Annotated in this window: 13 protein-coding genes and 1 pseudogene; 4 read left to right on the top strand and 10 right to left on the bottom strand. The window is 55.5% G+C overall.

Going from position 1 to position 16,982, the window contains the following annotated elements; genetic code table 11:
* The first annotated feature begins 16 nt into the window (after positions 1-16).
* Entirely contained in the window at positions 17-1,336 is a 1,320-nt protein-coding gene (locus M2108_RS27405; RefSeq protein ID WP_277472568.1) for a glutamate-1-semialdehyde 2,1-aminomutase, read from the top strand.
* Positions 1,337-1,406: 70 nt separating this feature from the next.
* Here the strand turns inward: M2108_RS27405 and def are convergent, their stop codons facing one another.
* The 8 genes from def to M2108_RS27445 all read right to left on the bottom strand — a co-directional run bounded on the left by def (position 1,407) and on the right by M2108_RS27445 (position 8,314).
* Positions 1,407-1,964, bottom strand: coding sequence for a peptide deformylase (gene def, locus M2108_RS27410; protein WP_277472590.1), 558 nt, complete (start codon positions 1,962-1,964; stop codon positions 1,407-1,409).
* Between the two features lie 98 nt (positions 1,965-2,062).
* Positions 2,063-3,358, bottom strand: coding sequence for a stalk domain-containing protein (locus M2108_RS27415; protein WP_277472567.1), 1,296 nt, complete (start codon positions 3,356-3,358; stop codon positions 2,063-2,065).
* A gap of 111 nt (positions 3,359-3,469) precedes the next feature.
* On the bottom strand, positions 3,470-3,766 hold the full coding sequence (locus M2108_RS27420) for a hypothetical protein (protein WP_277472566.1): 297 nt from the start codon (positions 3,764-3,766) through the stop codon (positions 3,470-3,472).
* A gap of 15 nt (positions 3,767-3,781) precedes the next feature.
* Positions 3,782-4,666, bottom strand: a complete 885-nt coding sequence (locus tag M2108_RS27425) for an inositol monophosphatase family protein (RefSeq protein WP_277472565.1) — start codon at positions 4,664-4,666, stop codon at positions 3,782-3,784.
* A gap of 130 nt (positions 4,667-4,796) precedes the next feature.
* On the bottom strand, positions 4,797-5,804 hold the full coding sequence (uvsE, locus tag M2108_RS27430) for a UV DNA damage repair endonuclease UvsE (RefSeq protein WP_277472564.1): 1,008 nt from the start codon (positions 5,802-5,804) through the stop codon (positions 4,797-4,799).
* Complete coding sequence (locus tag M2108_RS27435) at positions 5,804-6,118, bottom strand: hypothetical protein (RefSeq protein WP_277472563.1); 315 nt, start codon at positions 6,116-6,118, stop codon at positions 5,804-5,806. Before M2108_RS27435 ends, uvsE begins: the two co-directional genes overlap by 1 nt.
* 56 nt (positions 6,119-6,174) lie before the next feature.
* Entirely contained in the window at positions 6,175-7,266 is a 1,092-nt protein-coding gene (locus M2108_RS27440) for a D-alanine--D-alanine ligase (RefSeq protein ID WP_277472562.1), read from the bottom strand.
* A gap of 19 nt (positions 7,267-7,285) precedes the next feature.
* Positions 7,286-8,314 (bottom strand): amidase domain-containing protein, encoded by a 1,029-nt coding sequence (locus tag M2108_RS27445; protein WP_277472561.1) that lies wholly within the window; start codon positions 8,312-8,314, stop codon positions 7,286-7,288.
* Positions 8,315-8,646: 332 nt separating this feature from the next.
* Here M2108_RS27445 and acnA point away from each other — a divergent pair, with 332 nt between their 5' ends.
* Positions 8,647-11,391 (top strand): aconitate hydratase AcnA, encoded by a 2,745-nt coding sequence (gene acnA / locus M2108_RS27450; protein ID WP_277472560.1) that lies wholly within the window; start codon positions 8,647-8,649, stop codon positions 11,389-11,391.
* A gap of 99 nt (positions 11,392-11,490) precedes the next feature.
* Here the strand turns inward: acnA and M2108_RS27455 are convergent.
* Both M2108_RS27455 and M2108_RS27460 read right to left on the bottom strand, forming a co-directional pair.
* A pseudogene (locus tag M2108_RS27455) lies at positions 11,491-11,691 on the bottom strand (response regulator transcription factor); the annotation flags it as partial.
* Positions 11,692-13,479: 1,788 nt separating this feature from the next.
* On the bottom strand, positions 13,480-14,223 hold the full coding sequence (locus tag M2108_RS27460; RefSeq protein ID WP_277472559.1) for an IclR family transcriptional regulator: 744 nt from the start codon (positions 14,221-14,223) through the stop codon (positions 13,480-13,482).
* Positions 14,224-14,450: 227 nt separating this feature from the next.
* Here M2108_RS27460 and M2108_RS27465 point away from each other — a divergent pair, with 227 nt between their 5' ends.
* Complete coding sequence (locus tag M2108_RS27465; RefSeq protein ID WP_277472558.1) at positions 14,451-15,491, top strand: alpha/beta hydrolase; 1,041 nt, start codon at positions 14,451-14,453, stop codon at positions 15,489-15,491.
* A 158-nt stretch (positions 15,492-15,649) separates the two neighbouring features.
* On the top strand, positions 15,650-16,834 hold the full coding sequence (locus M2108_RS27470; protein WP_277472557.1) for a Fe-Mn family superoxide dismutase: 1,185 nt from the start codon (positions 15,650-15,652) through the stop codon (positions 16,832-16,834).
* The last annotated feature ends 148 nt before the right edge of the window (positions 16,835-16,982 follow it).

Here is a 16,982-nt window from a genome sequence, read left to right on the forward strand (position 1 = left end):
TGAAAGGATGATTAGAATGAACCGCAGTAATTCAGAGCAGTTGTACCAGGAAGCCCTCCAGCATATTGTCGGCGGGGTTAACAGCCCGTCCCGTTCCTTCAAGGCTGTCGGCGGCGGCGCCCCTGTATTCATGAAGCGCGCCAGCGGCTCACGCTTCTGGGATGAGGACGGCAACGAATACATTGATTATCTTGCGGCATATGGTCCGATCATTACCGGCCATGCCCATCCTCATATTACCGCAGCAATCACGGAAGCCGCGCAGAACGGCATTCTGTACGGAACGCCGACCCAGCTTGAGATCAGGCTGGCCAAGATGCTCAAGGAAGCCATCCCTTCGATGGATAAGGTCCGCTTCGTCAACTCCGGTACCGAGGCTGTAATGACTACCATCCGCGTTGCCCGTGCCTACACCAAACGCAGCAAAATCGTAAAATTCGCCGGCTGCTATCACGGCCACTCCGATCTGGTGCTGGTTGCCGCCGGCTCCGGCCCTTCCACGCTTGGCATTCCGGACAGTGCAGGAGTACCCGGCAGCATCGCCCAGGAGGTCATCACCGTTCCGTTCAACGACCTGGACGGGCTGCGCGAAGCCCTGGAGAAGTGGGGAGAAGATGTGGCAGCAGTAATGGTAGAGCCGATTGTCGGCAATTTCGGTATGGTTATGCCGAAGCCAGGCTTCCTTGAAGGGCTGTGCAGGCTGGCTCACGATAACGGTTCACTCGTCATTTATGACGAGGTCATTACCGCTTTCCGCTTCCACTACGGCTCCACCCAGACCTATGCCGGTCTTGATAATCATGAGGACATCACACCGGACCTGACCGCACTGGGCAAAATCATCGGCGGCGGACTGCCAATCGGCGCTTACGGCGGCCGCAAGCATGTTATGGAGCAGGTCGCTCCGCTGGGACCGGCCTATCAGGCCGGAACGATGGCCGGCAACCCGGCTTCCATCTCGGCAGGTATCGCCTGTCTGGAAGTGCTTAGCGCAGAGGGTGTCTACGATGAAATGGAACGTCTGGCCATCCGCCTGACCGAAGGGCTGCAGGCCTCGGCCGGCCGCCACGGCATCCCGCTGACAATCAACCGCATCCGCGGCGCGTTCTCCACCCATTTCTGCGAGCATCCGATTACGAACTATGACGAGGCACAGGATACAGACAGCGAGCTGTTCGCCAGCTTTTTCCGCCATATGCTAAACCGCGGCATCAACCTTGCCCCGTCCAAATACGAGGCCTGGTTCCTGACCACGGCGCACACGGATGCTGATATTGATGCTACCCTGGAGGCGGCTGAAGCGTCCTTCCAGGCAATGGCGGCAGAGAACAAATAACCTGTTCGCCAACATATCCGGCTCCATACAAATACCCCGTTGCCTCCCCGGCAGCGGGGTATTTGTATGACTATTTCAGGTCATACAAGCTGCGGATTTCTACATCCTGCGGCAGCTTGAACGGATTCTCCTGATTGATCCGGTCATAGAACATAACGCCGTCAAGGTGATCCATTTCATGCTGGATAATGATGGCCTGGTAGCCTTTGAATTTCAGGGTAACCGGATTCCCCTCCAGGTCAAAGCCCTTTACCTTCACTGTTTCATAGCGGGGTACAAAGCCGTGCACCGGCCGGTCTACGGACAAGCAGCCTTCACTCTCAGGCAGATAGACCATCGAGACCGAATGGCTGATTATCCGCGGATTAACCCAGGCATGCTCAACGATTCTGCCTTTTTCATCCTTCGAGTACATGACGAACATCCGCTTCTTCAGGCCAATCTGGTTCGCAGACAGCCCTACGCCGGAACGCAGCTTATATTGGGCTGACAGCTCCGGGTCCTGACTGTTCTTGAGAAACTGCAGCATGCATGCAAGCGTCTCACGGTCCTCCGCCCCAAGCGGAAGCTCCACCGGCGCAGCTACACTGCGGAGCACGGGGTCGCCCTCACGAATGATATCATCCATCGTAATGATATAGTCTGGCTTGAATTTTGTACTAGACAACGCAATTCATCCACCTTTGCTTTTAGCTGGTCAACAAATACTTTAGAATATTGTTCTTGTTATGGATTTATGAATGCCGTGCGTAGCTTGCTGCTGTAATTCACGTCAAAACCAAGTCCGGTAGCGAGTGCGGCGAGCGGCAGATACGTTTTGTCCTCTTTGCCCACTTTTTGCAGGAATGCCGGGGTATCAATCGCCTGGTTCACTCCGTTAACCTTGATAAACTTGGACCCGATCGTTATGACGACCGTACGTCCGCCGTAAACAATGGTTGCGCTGGACGTTTTGTTGTCCCATTTACCCGTGGCGCCTACCGCATTGAGAATATCCTTCAAGGCCAGGAAGTTCTGGCCATTCTTCAATATAGGCTTATTCGGGGTATTCAGCTCTATTCCTTTTACAACGATCGACATCGGAGCCGCCGCAGCACCTGCACCCGTCATTGCTATAGCTGAAGGTGTACGGTATTCTCCCCACTGCAGCTCGGCGAACACTCTGGCGATTTTCTCATAGCCCAATTGGGTTGGATGAAAATCTGCTGCGCCTGCACCAATAATATGGGTCAGCGATGCCTCGACTCCGGCGAACCGGGCAGCAACATGAGCCGTAACTACCGGGGCAGCCGCCGTATTCAGGCTGGCAGTGACGCTATCCGCAGCTGCCGTAAACCGTTCCGCTGCACCCATCAGTGTGGCATAATTGGCGCCGAGGGCGATCTTGGGAGCCGGTTGATATTGATCCGCCAGCAATATGGTTGCCGCAGGATTGACCGCCCGGATATTCTCCAGTGCCGCCTTTACATTGGTGCTGTAAGCTGTCAGGCGTTGTTCCAGCTGGGCTTCGAAATCAGCGGCGGTCAGCTCCTTCACCTTCAGAAACAGGCTGCTGACATCATTGCCGCCGATCGTAATGGTAATCAGATCCGCGTCGGCAAGCTCCGTCTTGATCTGCGGCGTCAGCTGGGCAAACTGGCTGATCCGCGGATCGGGCAGCCCTGCCTGAATACCGTCAGCGGGGATAACGGTGCCGTTCTTGATAGCACCGGTATAGTTAAGTAAACCTGCCGAGGTCAGACCAAGAATCCCGTAATTGTTCAGAGCACTTCTGCCGTGATACCAGCCCTGCTCCAGCAGCCGCTCTGCATATCCGTAAGGTTTCGTATTCGGATCCGTCATCCCCGGCTCATAACCGGCAGTGATGGAATCCCCCAACGCCACGATGCGAAAGACATCCTGCCCTGTTCCCTGCCCTGCTGCTGTTTCAGCAGCATCAGCCTGCTCCGCCCCTGCACTCAGCAACAGAGTGAACAGAAGCATGCCGCTTGTTCCGGCGGCCCATAGTTTTTTCCAAGCCATCAGCATCGTACCCCTCTACATTGTTATAATTCCATTCTATCATCTGAACGGCCTGCAGCAAAAGAGCGGGTTCCCGTTAACCGGAAACCCGCTCCATAGCTTAACCTTATTCTATTGCGGCCCGCCTCCGGAACCTGAAGCCGGCTTGCTGTCTTTATCCTGCCGATGATCAATTATACCGGAACGCTCCAGATATTTGTCGTAACGGCCATCCAGCTCACGGGCAATTTTGCGGTACCGCAGGGTTTCTTCCACAATCGGGTCGTGTGCAGTCTGAATCCGGATTTCGTATTTGGGCGAAATCTGGCGGACCTCCTTGGCTGTACGGTCGCTCTGCTCCATTTCACCTTCCTGCAGCATTTCACTCAGCATTTCACTCAGCCTGCGCTCCAAATCGTAATCTTCCATCCTTCAGCTGCCTCCTTAAAGCTTGAATCCCGTGGCTTCCGCTTCCTCCAGCGAGGAGAGCAGAAACTCATGAATCTGCCCGTTGCTTGCCACAATATGACGTGTACCGATGTCATAAGGATTACCGAGCGTATCGGTTACCCGGCCGCCCGATTCAAGCACCAGCAGCACGCCTGCAGCGCAGTCCCAAGGGCTCAGGCCGACTTCCCAATAGCCGTCCACCCGGCCTGCTGCAACATATGCCAGATGCAGGGCAGCCGAGCCTCCGGCACGGATGCCGCGGATCTGCGGCAGAATATGCTGCAGGCCGGCCATATTCGCCGGCTGTGCGAAGGTGCGGTCCGGCGGGAAGCCCATGGCAATCAGGCTGCTGCCAGGCTCCGTCTCCTTGGATACCGCGGTCGGGATACCGTGCATATAAGCGCCTTTGCCCTTCTCGGCAACGAACATTTCGTCACGGATCGGATCATAAATAACCCCAACCGACAGCTCCCCGTTAATCGCCAGGGCAATAGATACACAGTAGAAAGGAAAACCGTGCACGAAATTGGTTGTCCCGTCAATCGGATCGACAATCCACAGATATTCATGCTTGCGTCCTTCTTCGAGGGCGGCAGTGACTGCATCTGCACCGGGAGTCACCCCTTCTTCCCCGAGGATGGCATGGTCGGGATAATGGGTCAGGATCAGCCGCCGGATCATCTGCTCCACACCTTTATCAACTTCAGTAACCAGATCCTGCGCCGACGTCTTGCTGCCCAGTTCCTTCACTTGTCCCTGTCTGCTCTTGATCCATTCCCCCGCTTTGGCTGCAGCGTTGATCGCCGCTGCCGTATAACCCTTGCTTGTTACCACATAGGGCTCCCGTTCATTCCGTTTATCAGAATTCAAAGGATTCATCTCTTCACTCCGCTTTCTTGAACTTGATTGCTCTCCCGTGAAACACTGCAAGATAAGCAAGCACACTCCCTGCCGCTTAAGTTTCATTCAACGTACCCTATTTCAGGGCACTTATCAAGTCTAACCTTGTTTAAGGCTCAACATTGATGCTGCCTCCACTCAGGACGGTAATTCCGTTGCCGGCCTCTGCCAGCTCCTTCATTGCCTCCATCAGGCTGAACAGCGCTCCGTCCTTCAGTTTCGCTTCAATCATTACATCAACAGCAGGTGTATCCGCGGCAATCCGCTTCAGAAAAGCAAGCAACGGAGCCGGTTCCACCCCGTCGGCATGGCTCCGGGGATCAGACGGGCTGCGCGGGCTGGAGACATGGATCTTAGGCGGGAGCAGCTCTCCCGGGCCTACATCCGTCAGGGCAAGCCTGCTCTTCCACGTATCGAGAATGTCCGGCCAGAGCTCCCAAGGCAGCTCACCTTCGTTGTTCACCCACTGGTGGTGAATATCAAGCACCATCGGCAGGCCGAGCTGACGGCAGACGGCTAAGGTCTCCGGGGCATTAAAGGTCTTATCGTCGTTCTCCAGCGTCATCCGCTCCTGCAGCCTGGAGGGCAGGCCGGCGAAATGCGTTTTGAAGCGCTCTGCCGCCGCAGGCTTGTCCCCGTAGGCTCCTCCGATATGGATGTTGTTCTTGGCCGTTGCCGGAAGCCCCAGGGCATCCAGCATGTCTGTATGGTGCTGCAGGTCACGGACGGAGCTGGCCAGCACCTCGGGACGGGGCGTGCTCAGCACCGTGAAGTGGTCCGGGTGAAACGATACCCGGAGTCCGTGCTTAATAATATATTCCCCGACTTCGGCAAACTCCCCGGCGAGCGCCGTAAAAGGGTTCCAGTCCTGCAAGTCGGGATGGGTCGATAGCGGGATCAGCTTGGAGGTCAGCCGGTACAGCTTAATCTCCGAGCCGACATTATGCTTCAGGAGGCGCAGCGTGTTATGCAGGTTCATCCTGGCGATCTGCTCCAGGCGCCGCAGGCCGGCCTCCCGGTCATCCAGCTTGTTAAAGCTGGCCATAGTCATGGTCTTGGAGGGTGAGCAGTCTTTGATGACGGTCGACATGGCCACATAACCGAAGCGGACAATCATTATTCTTCCCCGAAGAACATCTCGTAGGCAAGCGCAGTCTGCACCCGTGATTCTTCCTCATTCAGCCTGCGCACCAGATCCATCTCCACTGCGGTAACCTCATTACCCTGAAAATTGATCTCGGCGATGGAAGCGGAAATCTTCACGATTGCCACAGCCACATTCTCTGGTGTGTAGGCAATCACCTTCTGGCCGGTCGGGTAGACGCGGAAGCCCTGCTTGACCATCTTGGTACGCCCGTACTCCAGCAGTTCGTATAGCTCCTGCTCATTCTTGAACTTGCAGACTGAATTGAATTCCGATAGAAATCCCATTGCTATTCGATTCTCCTTCCCGGCCGGATTGCCTCCGCCGCTTCGCTTAATATAAATTATTCATTATCGTATTTAAGGCCTTGTCTGAACTGATACCGCTCCAGCGCCAGCTCAACCATACGGTCCAGGAGCGTCTGGTAAGACACGCCAGTCTCCCGCCACAGCAGCGGATACATGCTGAAAGGGGTGAAGCCAGGCATTGTATTCACTTCATTAATCAGAATTTTGCCGTCGGACTTCCGCAGGAAGAAGTCTGCCCGGGTAATGCCGCTCCCCTCAATGGCACGGAAAGCCTGCAGCGCCGCTTCACGCAGACGGTCGGCCACTTCCGGATCAAGCGGGGCGGGAATCAGCATCTGCGACTTGCCGTCGATGTATTTGGCCGCATAGTCATAATATTCACCGGAAGAGACGATTTCACCCGGAACCGATGCCTCGGGCTCTTCATTACCCAGTACGGCTACTTCCACCTCACGGGCATCCACAAATTCCTCGATAATAACCTTCGTATCATACCGGAGAGCGAATTCAACAGCCTTGATCAAGCTCTCTTTATCCGATGCTTTGGAGATACCTACGCTTGAACCGAGATTGGCCGGCTTGACAAAGACCGGGTAACCCAGTTTATCCTCCACTCCGACTATCAGCTCATGGCCTTTCCGTTTCCATGCAGAGGCGCTGAAATAACAGTATTTGCACTGCTCAAGTCCCGCTTCACCGAACAGCTTCTTCATCACAACCTTATCCATACCCGCTGCGGAAGCCAAAACGCCTGCTCCGATGTACGGAATGTTAGCCATTTCGAACAGCCCCTGAATGGTGCCGTCCTCCCCGTTCGTGCCATGCAGCAGCGGGAACATGACATCGACAATCTTCTCTTCCCCGCTCAGTCCGCTGAATACTGTGTTCAGTGCCATGCCCATGTCTCCGGCCGGGCCCTCCAGCTTCAGCTGCTCAATCTTGCTGTACGGGGCAGCGAGCGCCTCCCCGACCTTCCACAGCCCCTGCTTGGAAATATAGAATGGAATAATTTCATATTTATCGTAGTCAAAAGCGTTCATGACCGCAAATGCCGTCTGCAGCGAAACCTCATGCTCTCCGGATTTGCCCCCGTACACCAGTCCTACGGTACATTTTGTGTTCCCCATGCCCTAACCTCTTTCTGAATTATAAGTAGTCATTAATATGAAAAAAACGGTAGGCCGTTCTGTCGGTCCACGCATAGGAATCACGGTAATCCCAATAACGGTGGCGGCTTGAGACCGTCCGGGCATTCACCAGCGGCATGCCGTCCGCATCAAAAGCGGTAACAATTGTGCTGTGCTGGTAATGGCCGTTGCCGTCCCAGTCATACTGGATGACGTCACCCAGGCTTAGCTGATCCGGACGCTCCACGGCTTCTGCACGGAGTCCGCTGCTGCGCTGTCCGCTTAAATACCGCTCCAGACTGTCCGATACAGCCCAGCTGAAGCTCCACCATTCCTGGGTTCCGTTGTAGCCTTTGTACCACCAGCCCGTTTCTCTTTTACCAGTATAGTTGATCGGTGCTCCCCCTGCAAAGAGACATTGGGAGACATAATTGGTGCAGTCCACCTCAAAAATTTCAAACTCCGTATTGCCGTCCTTCCACCACCGGTCAGCATAAGCTACCGCTTCCTCCCGGCGGTACCTCACCTCTCTGGCACCGGAAGTACCGCGCAGGATCTTGCGGTTAAGCAGCGGCTGTGACGGCTGCGGCGCCGGCAGCACCTCACCCCATTTGGACAGCCGGACCGCCGGTTCTGCCTCAGCCGCTCTCCGCAGGGAATTGCGCTCAGGCACGCTGCGCTCAATGTTCACGATCTCCCAGCTGCTCCCTGTACGCACAAAGGTCAGCCGTTCAGATTCAATTTTATCCTCCCGGTGGGTAATGCCGCCCTTTTCATAATAAAGAGCACTGTGCAGGGCCACATCGGCTACAAGCTCACCGGGGTTCTGCCGCACAGTCCGCAGCGTCCGCACCCCGGTCTCGCCGCGAAGCGGCGTAATGCTGCGCCGTTCATACCACTGTGCAATGCGGCGCGAACGCTCACCCTGCATTTTGTAGAAACGGGCATCCTTTACGGTGCCCTGAACCAGCGCATATCCCGGAGCGACCCGGCCTTTATTCAACAGATCCACATAAGCGTACAGACTCTTTTTCCATTCCTGCTCCATTGCATACCCGCCTCTCCCTATTTGGCTGCTGTCCTATGTATATGAACGGAAAGGAGATGCTATACAGGCAGAAACAGGCGGGAGCGGGGAAATTGGTCCGCCAGACAGGCGGCTTCCCCTCACGCAGTCAGAGGACGTTTGCAATGTCAGGCCAAATCCCGTTATAGTGTACAAAAACATATGCGGCAACACCGGAAAACCAGCTGCAGCCCATGCAAAACCGGGCAGATAAAACAGCAAAAAAAACTTTACTCTCATCTATGTAACCGTTATACTTTAAATATAAGCAATTTGAAATGATGTTTCACCAGATGAAACAAGGAGGCGCATATATGCCAAGCAAGGACCATTTTTCGCTGTCCAAGAGCCTGGAATCAGGCGGCAAAACTTACCGTTACTATGATCTGAATTCCCTCGAACAACAAGGTGCAGGCGACATTTCTTCCCTGCCCTTTTCCATCAAAGTGCTGCTGGAGGCTGCTGTCCGCCAATACGACGGGCGTGCCATCACGGAAGATCATGTGAAGCAGCTGGCCGGCTGGTCCGGCGGCATCGACCGCAACAAGGAAATTCCGTTTATTCCGGCACGCATCGTGCTGCAGGATTTCACCGGTGTACCGGTCGTAGTCGACCTTGCAGCCATGCGCGATACCGTCAAGAAGGCTGGCGGAGACCCTAAGAAGATCAATCCGCTGGTTCCTGTAGATCTTGTTATTGACCATTCCGTCATGGTTGATGCATTCGGTACAGCTGATGCACTCGAATATAATATGAACGTCGAATTTGAACGCAATGAAGAGCGCTACCGCTTCCTGCGCTGGGCGCAGACCGCATTCAACAATTTCCGCGCCGTTCCTCCGGCAACCGGAATTGTGCATCAGGTCAATCTGGAGTACCTGGCTTCCGTTGCAGCCACCAAGACCGTAGACGGTGAAACCGTAGTCTATCCGGATTCCCTGGTCGGAACTGACTCCCACACAACCATGATCAACGGCCTGGGTGTCGTAGGCTGGGGTGTCGGCGGGATCGAGGCTGAGGCGGGGATGCTGGGACAGCCGCTGTATTTTGTCACACCTGAGGTTGTAGGCTTCAAGCTTACCGGCAGTCTGGTGGAAGGTGCTACTGCAACCGACCTGGCGCTGACTGTTACCCAGATGCTGCGCAAGAAGGGCGTTGTCGGCAAATTCGTAGAATTCTACGGCCCGGGTCTGGCTAATATCAGCCTCGCTGACCGTGCTACTGTCGCTAATATGGCTCCCGAATACGGGGCAACCATCGGCTTCTTCCCTGTAGACGACGAGACGCTGGCCTATCTGCGCAGCACCGGGCGTCCGGATGAGCTGGTTGAGCTGGTCGGGGATTACTATAAAGCACAAGGCATGTTCCGTACTGCCGATACACCTGATCCGCAGTTCAGCGATATCATCGAGCTTGATCTGGCGTCTGTTGTTCCGTCCCTGGCCGGACCTAAGCGTCCGCAGGACCGTGTAGAGCTGTCGCACATGAAAGAGAATTTCGAAGGCATCATCCGTACGCCTGTCGATAAAGGCGGCTACGGCCTGAGCGATGAGAAGATCGCCGAAGTGGTTGAAGTGCAGCACAAGAACGGAACCACCAGCAAGATGGGCACAGGAGCCGTTGTTATCGCCGCAATTACCAGCTGTACGAACACCTCCAACCCAAGCGTTATGCTCGGTGCGGGGCTGCTGGCCAAGAAGGCTGTAGAGCGGGGCCTGACCAAACCGGGTTATGTAAAAAGCAGCTTGACCCCGGGCTCCCTCGTCGTTACCGAATACCTGGAGAAGGCCGATCTGCTGAAGCCGCTGGAGGCGCTGGGCTTCTATCTGGCCGGATATGGCTGCGCTACCTGTATCGGCAACTCCGGCCCGCTGCCGGATGAAGTCAGCCAGGCCATCACTGACAATGATATGACAGTAGCCGCTGTTATATCCGGTAACCGTAATTTTGAAGGCCGTGTGCACGCCCAGGTCAAAGCCAACTATCTGGCTTCACCTCCACTCGTTGTGGCTTATGCCCTGGCCGGTACGGTTAATATCGATCTGCAGACGGAGCCGCTTGGCTATGATCCGCAGGGCGAGCCTGTCTTCCTGAAAGACATCTGGCCGACGTCTGCCGAGATCCGCGAAGCAATCGGGCTGTCGCTCAGTCCGGAAATGTTCCGCCGTAAATATGAGAATGTGTTCACCGCCAATGAGCGCTGGAATGCGATTCCTGTACCGGAAGGCGAGCTGTATGAGTGGGATGACAATTCCACCTACATCCAGAATCCGCCGTTCTTCGAGAATCTGGCGGACGGAGTCAGCGACATCAAGGATATTAACAATGCGCGCGTTCTGGCATTGCTGGGCGATTCCGTCACTACGGACCACATCTCGCCGGCCGGTAATATCTCTACATCGGGTCCTGCCGGGGAATACCTGCGCAGCCACGGTGTCGAACGCGCTGACTTCAACTCCTACGGCTCACGCCGCGGGAACCATGAAGTGATGATGCGTGGTACGTTCGCCAACATCCGTATCCGCAACGCGGTTGCTCCGGGCACAGAGGGCGGCGTGACCACCTTCCTGCCTAGCGAAGAAGTTATGTCCATCTACGATGCTTCCATGCTGTACCAGTCGGCCGGCCAGAATCTGGTCGTTATTGCCGGCAAGGAATACGGCACAGGCAGCTCGCGTGACTGGGCAGCCAAAGGCACACTGCTGCTGGGCGTCAAAGCGGTTATCGCCGAGAGCTTCGAGCGGATTCACCGCAGCAACCTGGTCGGCATGGGCGTACTGCCGCTGCAGTTCCAGGAAGGCCACGGCTGGAGCAGCATGGGGCTGACCGGACGCGAGACCTTCAATATTACCGGCCTCGACAACTATGTGCTTCCGGGGCAGGAGCTAACCGTTACAGCCACCCGTGAAGACGGCACACAGTTCGAGTTCCCGGTTATAGCCCGCCTGGACAGCACTGTGGATATCGACTACTACCGCAATGGCGGTATTCTGCAGACGGTTCTCCGCCAGATGCTGGCTGATGCTACCGCTTCGGAAACTGCGTTACCTGTAGAATAATTATCAGCTTGAATAATCCGGCCCGCCGGCCGGACCAAATAAAACAGCCCCCGCTGCTTCCAGAAGAAGCAGCGGGGGCTGTTTTATTTATCGGACCTATCAGATTTCAATCCGTTCCGAATTCAGAATCCGTTTATAAATAAGGGCAATGATCTGCGAGCGGTCGGTCACATTCATTTTATTGAAAATCCGGCTCAGATGGTTTTTGACGGTATGCTCACTGATGAACAGGGCGCTGGCAATCTCTTTGTTCGTTTTGCCGTGTACAATCAGCTCCAGCACCTCTTCCTCGCGCGGGGATATGCCCCATTCCTCCTTGGAAAGTGTCAGCGCCGCACTGTCCAGCAGCCTCGACCCGTTTACAACCCGTTTCTTGGGCCGGGAATCGGTGCGGCTTCGCAGAAACTGTTGGAACAAGGACAGCGGTTCATCCTCAACTGCATCTGTCGCATCAGGCTCCAGAATGAACCGGGATGGATCAATCCACTTGTGCGGCTGGCCGGCAAGCTGCTCGCGGTCCGACTGTCCGCTCATGTGCCGCAGAACAAGCAGAAGCAGCTCAGCCGTTAACGGCAGTCCCTGCTTATCTTCCGCCGGATGCTGTAGACGAAGCCGGCCCACCTTCTCAATCAGCTCAATCTCCCAGTGGAAGAAACCATACTCACTCAACAGATCGCTGCGGAACGGGGCAAGCAGACACGCGCGCTTCAGCAATTCAGCTTCAGCCTCCGGGCGCCCCATATAGCGTGCGAAATCATGAGCCAGCTCCGAAGCATCCAGTGAAAGATAGTACAGCTGTGCATTGTTATTCTGGAGAAAATCGCGGAAATTGGTAAGAAACACTTCAGACTGCCTGGAGTATCTGCTGTCCCTTTCGATCAGGCGGATGGCCGCGCCGGCCATCGCCGCGATAGTTTCCAGCTGGATCATCCACTGTTCAGCCTCACCGCGCTGCCTGAATCCGACAGAGAGGACTCCTTTGAATTCATTTCCGGACAGCAATGGACATTCGAGCAGAATCTGCTTGGCCTCAGCCTCGCGGATTATGGCCGATGACAGAAACGCTTGAGGAGTATAGCGGGCCTCCAGATCACTTACGTAGTCCTCTCCGGATTCCGGTGTCCAGCCCCTCGCATAGTATGTATGAGCGGCATGCTCCCCGGTCTGGAAATGCACCAGTACCGAAGACAGCAGGACGGGCAGACCCGTCACCACATCAAGCAGCAGCGTCCCCAGCTCCTGGAGCGACCCGGCATGCTGCAGCTGTGCTGCCGCTTCCTTTAGACGCAGCGCCCCTTCCCTGCCCAGCTGTGCCGGGCACAGCAGCCTGCATATGATGCTGCCGAGCGCTGCGATGCTCTTCCTGAGCTCTGCGATACGCTCCCGGCCGAGTTCCGGCAGTTCACCAAGGCCGGCCCGCAGCTGTTCATAAGCAGGATGCTCCCGCATCCGGTCCTCGAACACTGTCAGCACCTGCTCCCGCGTGCCGCGTTCCATGTAAAACCCTGCCCACAGATAGTACATCCGGCCGTAGCCCGCAGCCAGCGGGGTAACTACAATATTCAGCCCCGGAACCCACTCCATGACGGCAGGATCAGCCAAGCCCTCCAGCTGCTGCAGCACCTGCCCATTAGTCCGGAATGAGTCTTGCAGGGAATCCAGCATTTCTCTGTAATGCCTGCCGGCGGCGGCAGGACGGGTAATCATGACCCCCTCCCGGTCGGTGAGCATTATTGCCTGATCCATTGCAGCTGCGAACATATCCTGCAGCTGCTGCATTTCTCCCATCAAAGAATCGGGTACTCCTGTGTTCATAGAATCACCCCATGCCCGGAATTATCAAAGAACTTATAAATACGCAATACTATCGCCACTTCCTACTTTCTATATAGCTTTTTATCTTCTATATAGCTTTTTATCATAGTTCATTTTGGGCGGAGATACAATTTTTCATCTACTATTTATGATCAGGCCGGCATGCTGTTGCCCCATTTGCCATTTCACTCCGGTTTTACCTTAGCTTTACTATTTATTTAACCAAATTAACCGCTTTCATAACGGCAATCCGGGATCGGAGCCGGTTCCCGGCTATCCGATCATTAAGCCCATTTCGGCAGCATTTTCTGCCAGAATGACCGCATATTCCTCCAGTGTCTCCCGTGACAGCCGGCTGACCGGTCCCGAAAGGGACAGCGCCGCGACCACCTTGCCGCTGCGGCCTATAATCGGCACCGCTACTGCAGCCGCACCAGGCTCCCGTTCTTCAAAGCTGGTCGCATACCCGCAGCGGGTGATCTCCCTGAGCTGCTCCAGATAGAGGCTGCGGTCGACGCTCTCCGGCCAGGCAGGGTCTGCCAGCAGGCGCACCTGGACCTCCGATGGCGCGTACGCGGCAAGGACCTTGCTGGATGCGCCCACGGACAGCGGCAGCCGGGCCCCGATCTGTGCCACACGGCGGATAGCCTGATGGCTCTGGACAGCCTGGATACGCACACGCTCGAGGTCATCGCGCAGATAGAGGCTGACTGTCTCGCCGAGCCGGTCACGCAGCCGCTCCATCGCCGGAAGCAGCAGCACCGCAGGCTCATCAAGCGTCGGCAGATGGGTGGACAGCTCCCAGATCCGGATGCCAAGCCTGTATTTATCCGTCGCTTCATTGCGCAGCAGGAACCCTTTTTCCTCAAGCGTTGTCAGCAGCCGGTGCACTGTACTCTTGTGCAGGCTGATTTTTCCGGCAATTTCCGTCAGGCTTAAATCGCTCTCCTGGGTAAAGCAAAGTAATATATCCAGCGCCCTTTCAACAGCGCGAACAGTCAGTTTCCGGTCCTCCACAGTCTTCTCCCCTTACCTGTTTCATTAAATGAAACCCGGTTACATTATTCTACATAGTCAACTCTATCTTAGAGCAAAACTCCAGAGAAAGTCCAGCATAATAACAGGCCCGGAAAAGGCTGGAGCGCAGTTTACATTTAGATTACAAAAGCGGCTAATTCATTGACTTTGCAGGGTCATCAACCTACGATTAAATATATGAATTATTCTTTTTGGGAGTTGAAAATATGGATCTGGCAACACTCCGTACCGGCCCGCCGGTCTCACACAAGCCTGATAAACAAAAGCCAGGTGCAGCGCATCAGATTTCTCTGCGGATGATCCGTGTCAAACATATTATTGTGGCGTTGCTGTTATCGGTCTTTTTCTTTTTTGTCTTCTGCTTCATCGCACTGCATGGCTATATAGCCTGGGTGCTGTCCAACCCCACGGTAGCCCCCCTCTATTCCACACCTATGATTGCCAAGGGATTGGAATATGAGGATGTGAGCTTCCCGGCACAGGACGGCAGCCGGACGATGCAGGGCTGGTACATTCCGTCCGAAGGCTCAACCAAGACGATCGTGTTCAGCCACGGCTACGGCGCCAACCGCGAGGAGTCCTGGGTTCCGATGTATGATCTGGCCCACTACGCGCACAGCCTGAACTTCAACGTCGTCATGTTCGACTACGGCTTCGCCTCCCAGATTAACAAGGATATTGCTACAGGCGGTAAAAAAGAATCCCAGCAGCTGCTCGGCGCCATTAACTTTGCCAAGGAGCGGGGAGCCAGGGAGATTGTTGTATGGGGCTTCTCGATGGGAGCAGGCACTGCGCTCCAGGCCGGGCTTGTTACCAAGGACGTCGATGCTATGATACTGGACAGCACCTTCCTGCTGGAGCCGGATACGCTGTACCATAATATTAAGCAAAACATTGATCTTCCGCGCCAGCCTTCCCTGGAGATCATGGAGCTGCTGTTCCCGGTGCTGAACGGAACCGGACTCAACCAGATTCCTTACGCCAAGGTGAAAAAAGAGGATTATCCGTTCCCGATCCTGTTCATGCACGGCACGAAGGATGACAAGGCACCCTATCCGATTGCCGAGGAGCTGGCAGCCAATCAGAGCAATCCTTACTCCGATTCCTGGATTATTGAGGACAGTCACCATGAGCTGCTGTTCCGGGAGCATCCGCGCGAGTATCTGCGCCGTGTCTCTGCTTTTCTCGGCAATGTGCAGCTGGCCCAGTCACTGGAGGGCAGTAAAACCTCCACAGCAAGCAAATAACAGGCAAAAGCCCCTATACCAAACGTGCAGAAATGTATCTATACAGCTCTGCACGTTTTTTTGCGTTATCTTACAGGACCGGCGGTAATCCTCATATTCTCTTCTCCGGACTCATATAATGAACCGTTATTGAGCCCAAGACAGGAGGTCTGCCAGCCATGCTGTATATTTACGGGCCGCTGCTGCCTGTGCGCATTCTCGAAGAGATTATTTTCTGGAAAACCCAGGAGAAGGAGCATACCGAAGTTATAAAAGGCATTGTTCCCCGCCTGGAGCAGCCTTACGTCAAGCTGCTGGATGAATGGGCTGTTGTCTTCGGCGCAGCGGAGCAGGCCGCACGGCGCCTGCTGGAGGTGTCGCTTGAATCAGGCCCTGCCGGGCACACCGGGCTTGCTGCCGATACGGAGCAGCTGGTCCACACCGCCTGCGGCCAGTCCCGCGAGTTCATCCGCCAGCTGTACGCTTTGCGGGAAGCGAGTGCGGCGGTAAATGCCCAGCCGCTTGCCGGAATCGTGATTGTGCATATTATCCGCGAATCAGAGTATTTCCTGGCAGTACTCGGAACGCTGAGCGCGCCGGGGCAGGTTGCCGGACTGATGCGGGAAGCCGCCATAGACCAGCCGGAGCTGTATCAGCCGGACTTCAGGGCTGAGTCCGCAGATCCTTTTGCACCATCCTTCCCAGGGGCTCCGCAGCCGGAGCTGCGTGAGCCGGGCACCGTACCGGTCGGCGGCCACACCCTCCCGCCGCTGCCCTATGCCTATAATGCACTGGAGCCTTACATCGATGAGAAAACAATGGTCATCCACCACGACAAGCATCACCAGAGCTATGTAGACGGACTGAACAAAGCCGAGCTCAAGCTGGCAGAAGCCCGCAAGAACGGCGATTTTGATCTGGTCAAACATTGGGAGCGGGAGCTGGCCTTTAACGGGGCAGGACATTATCTGCACACTATCTTCTGGAACGTCATGTCACCCCAGGGCGGAGGGCGGCCGACCGGAGCCTTGCTGGACGCGATTGAACGCAGCTTCGGTAGCTACGATGCTTTCAAGACCCAGTTCACGGAGGCGGCAAATAAGGTTGAAGGCGGCGGCTGGGCTCTTCTCGTCTGGAGCCCGCGCAGCCGCCGGCTGGAGATCCTTACCGCGGAGAAGCACCAGAATCTGTCGCAATGGGATGTTGTCCCGCTGCTGGCGCTGGACGTCTGGGAGCATGCCTACTACCTCAAGCACCAGAATAACCGCGCCGATTACACTAAAGACTGGTGGAAGGTGGTCAACTGGCCATATGTCTCCGAGCGTTATGCCGCTGCCCGCAAGCTGATGTGGCAACCCTTTTAATCCGCTCCCGACGGTGATAGCAGGGCTTATTATCTTAGGAACGGTCCGGCAAGGCAATCGAGTAGGAGGGGGCGGCAAGCCCCCGTCCTCTCACACCACCGTACATGCGGGTCCGCATACGGCGGTTCCAAAAGGTTAACAAAGCTCC

This window comes from Paenibacillus sp. PastM-3, assembly GCF_029893965.1.
Taxonomy (GTDB): domain Bacteria; phylum Bacillota; class Bacilli; order Paenibacillales; family Paenibacillaceae; genus Paenibacillus_AQ.

Bases quoted from the DNA above. Each gene is read 5' to 3' on its own strand.
- M2108_RS27405 (WP_277472568.1), top strand. From the start codon at position 17: ATGAACCGCAGTAATTCAGAGCAGTTGTACCAGGAAGCCCTCCAGCAT.
- def (WP_277472590.1), bottom strand. From the start codon at position 1,964: ATGGATGATATCATTCGTGAGGGCGACCCCGTGCTCCGCAGTGTAGCT.
- M2108_RS27415 (WP_277472567.1), bottom strand. From the start codon at position 3,358: ATGGCTTGGAAAAAACTATGGGCCGCCGGAACAAGCGGCATGCTTCTG.
- M2108_RS27420 (WP_277472566.1), bottom strand. From the start codon at position 3,766: ATGGAAGATTACGATTTGGAGCGCAGGCTGAGTGAAATGCTGAGTGAA.
- M2108_RS27425 (WP_277472565.1), bottom strand. From the start codon at position 4,666: ATGAATCCTTTGAATTCTGATAAACGGAATGAACGGGAGCCCTATGTG.
- uvsE (WP_277472564.1), bottom strand. From the start codon at position 5,804: ATGATTGTCCGCTTCGGTTATGTGGCCATGTCGACCGTCATCAAAGAC.
- M2108_RS27435 (WP_277472563.1), bottom strand. From the start codon at position 6,118: ATGGGATTTCTATCGGAATTCAATTCAGTCTGCAAGTTCAAGAATGAG.
- M2108_RS27440 (WP_277472562.1), bottom strand. From the start codon at position 7,266: ATGGGGAACACAAAATGTACCGTAGGACTGGTGTACGGGGGCAAATCC.
- M2108_RS27445 (WP_277472561.1), bottom strand. From the start codon at position 8,314: ATGGAGCAGGAATGGAAAAAGAGTCTGTACGCTTATGTGGATCTGTTG.
- acnA (WP_277472560.1), top strand. From the start codon at position 8,647: ATGCCAAGCAAGGACCATTTTTCGCTGTCCAAGAGCCTGGAATCAGGC.
- M2108_RS27465 (WP_277472558.1), top strand. From the start codon at position 14,451: ATGGATCTGGCAACACTCCGTACCGGCCCGCCGGTCTCACACAAGCCT.
- M2108_RS27470 (WP_277472557.1), top strand. From the start codon at position 15,650: ATGCTGTATATTTACGGGCCGCTGCTGCCTGTGCGCATTCTCGAAGAG.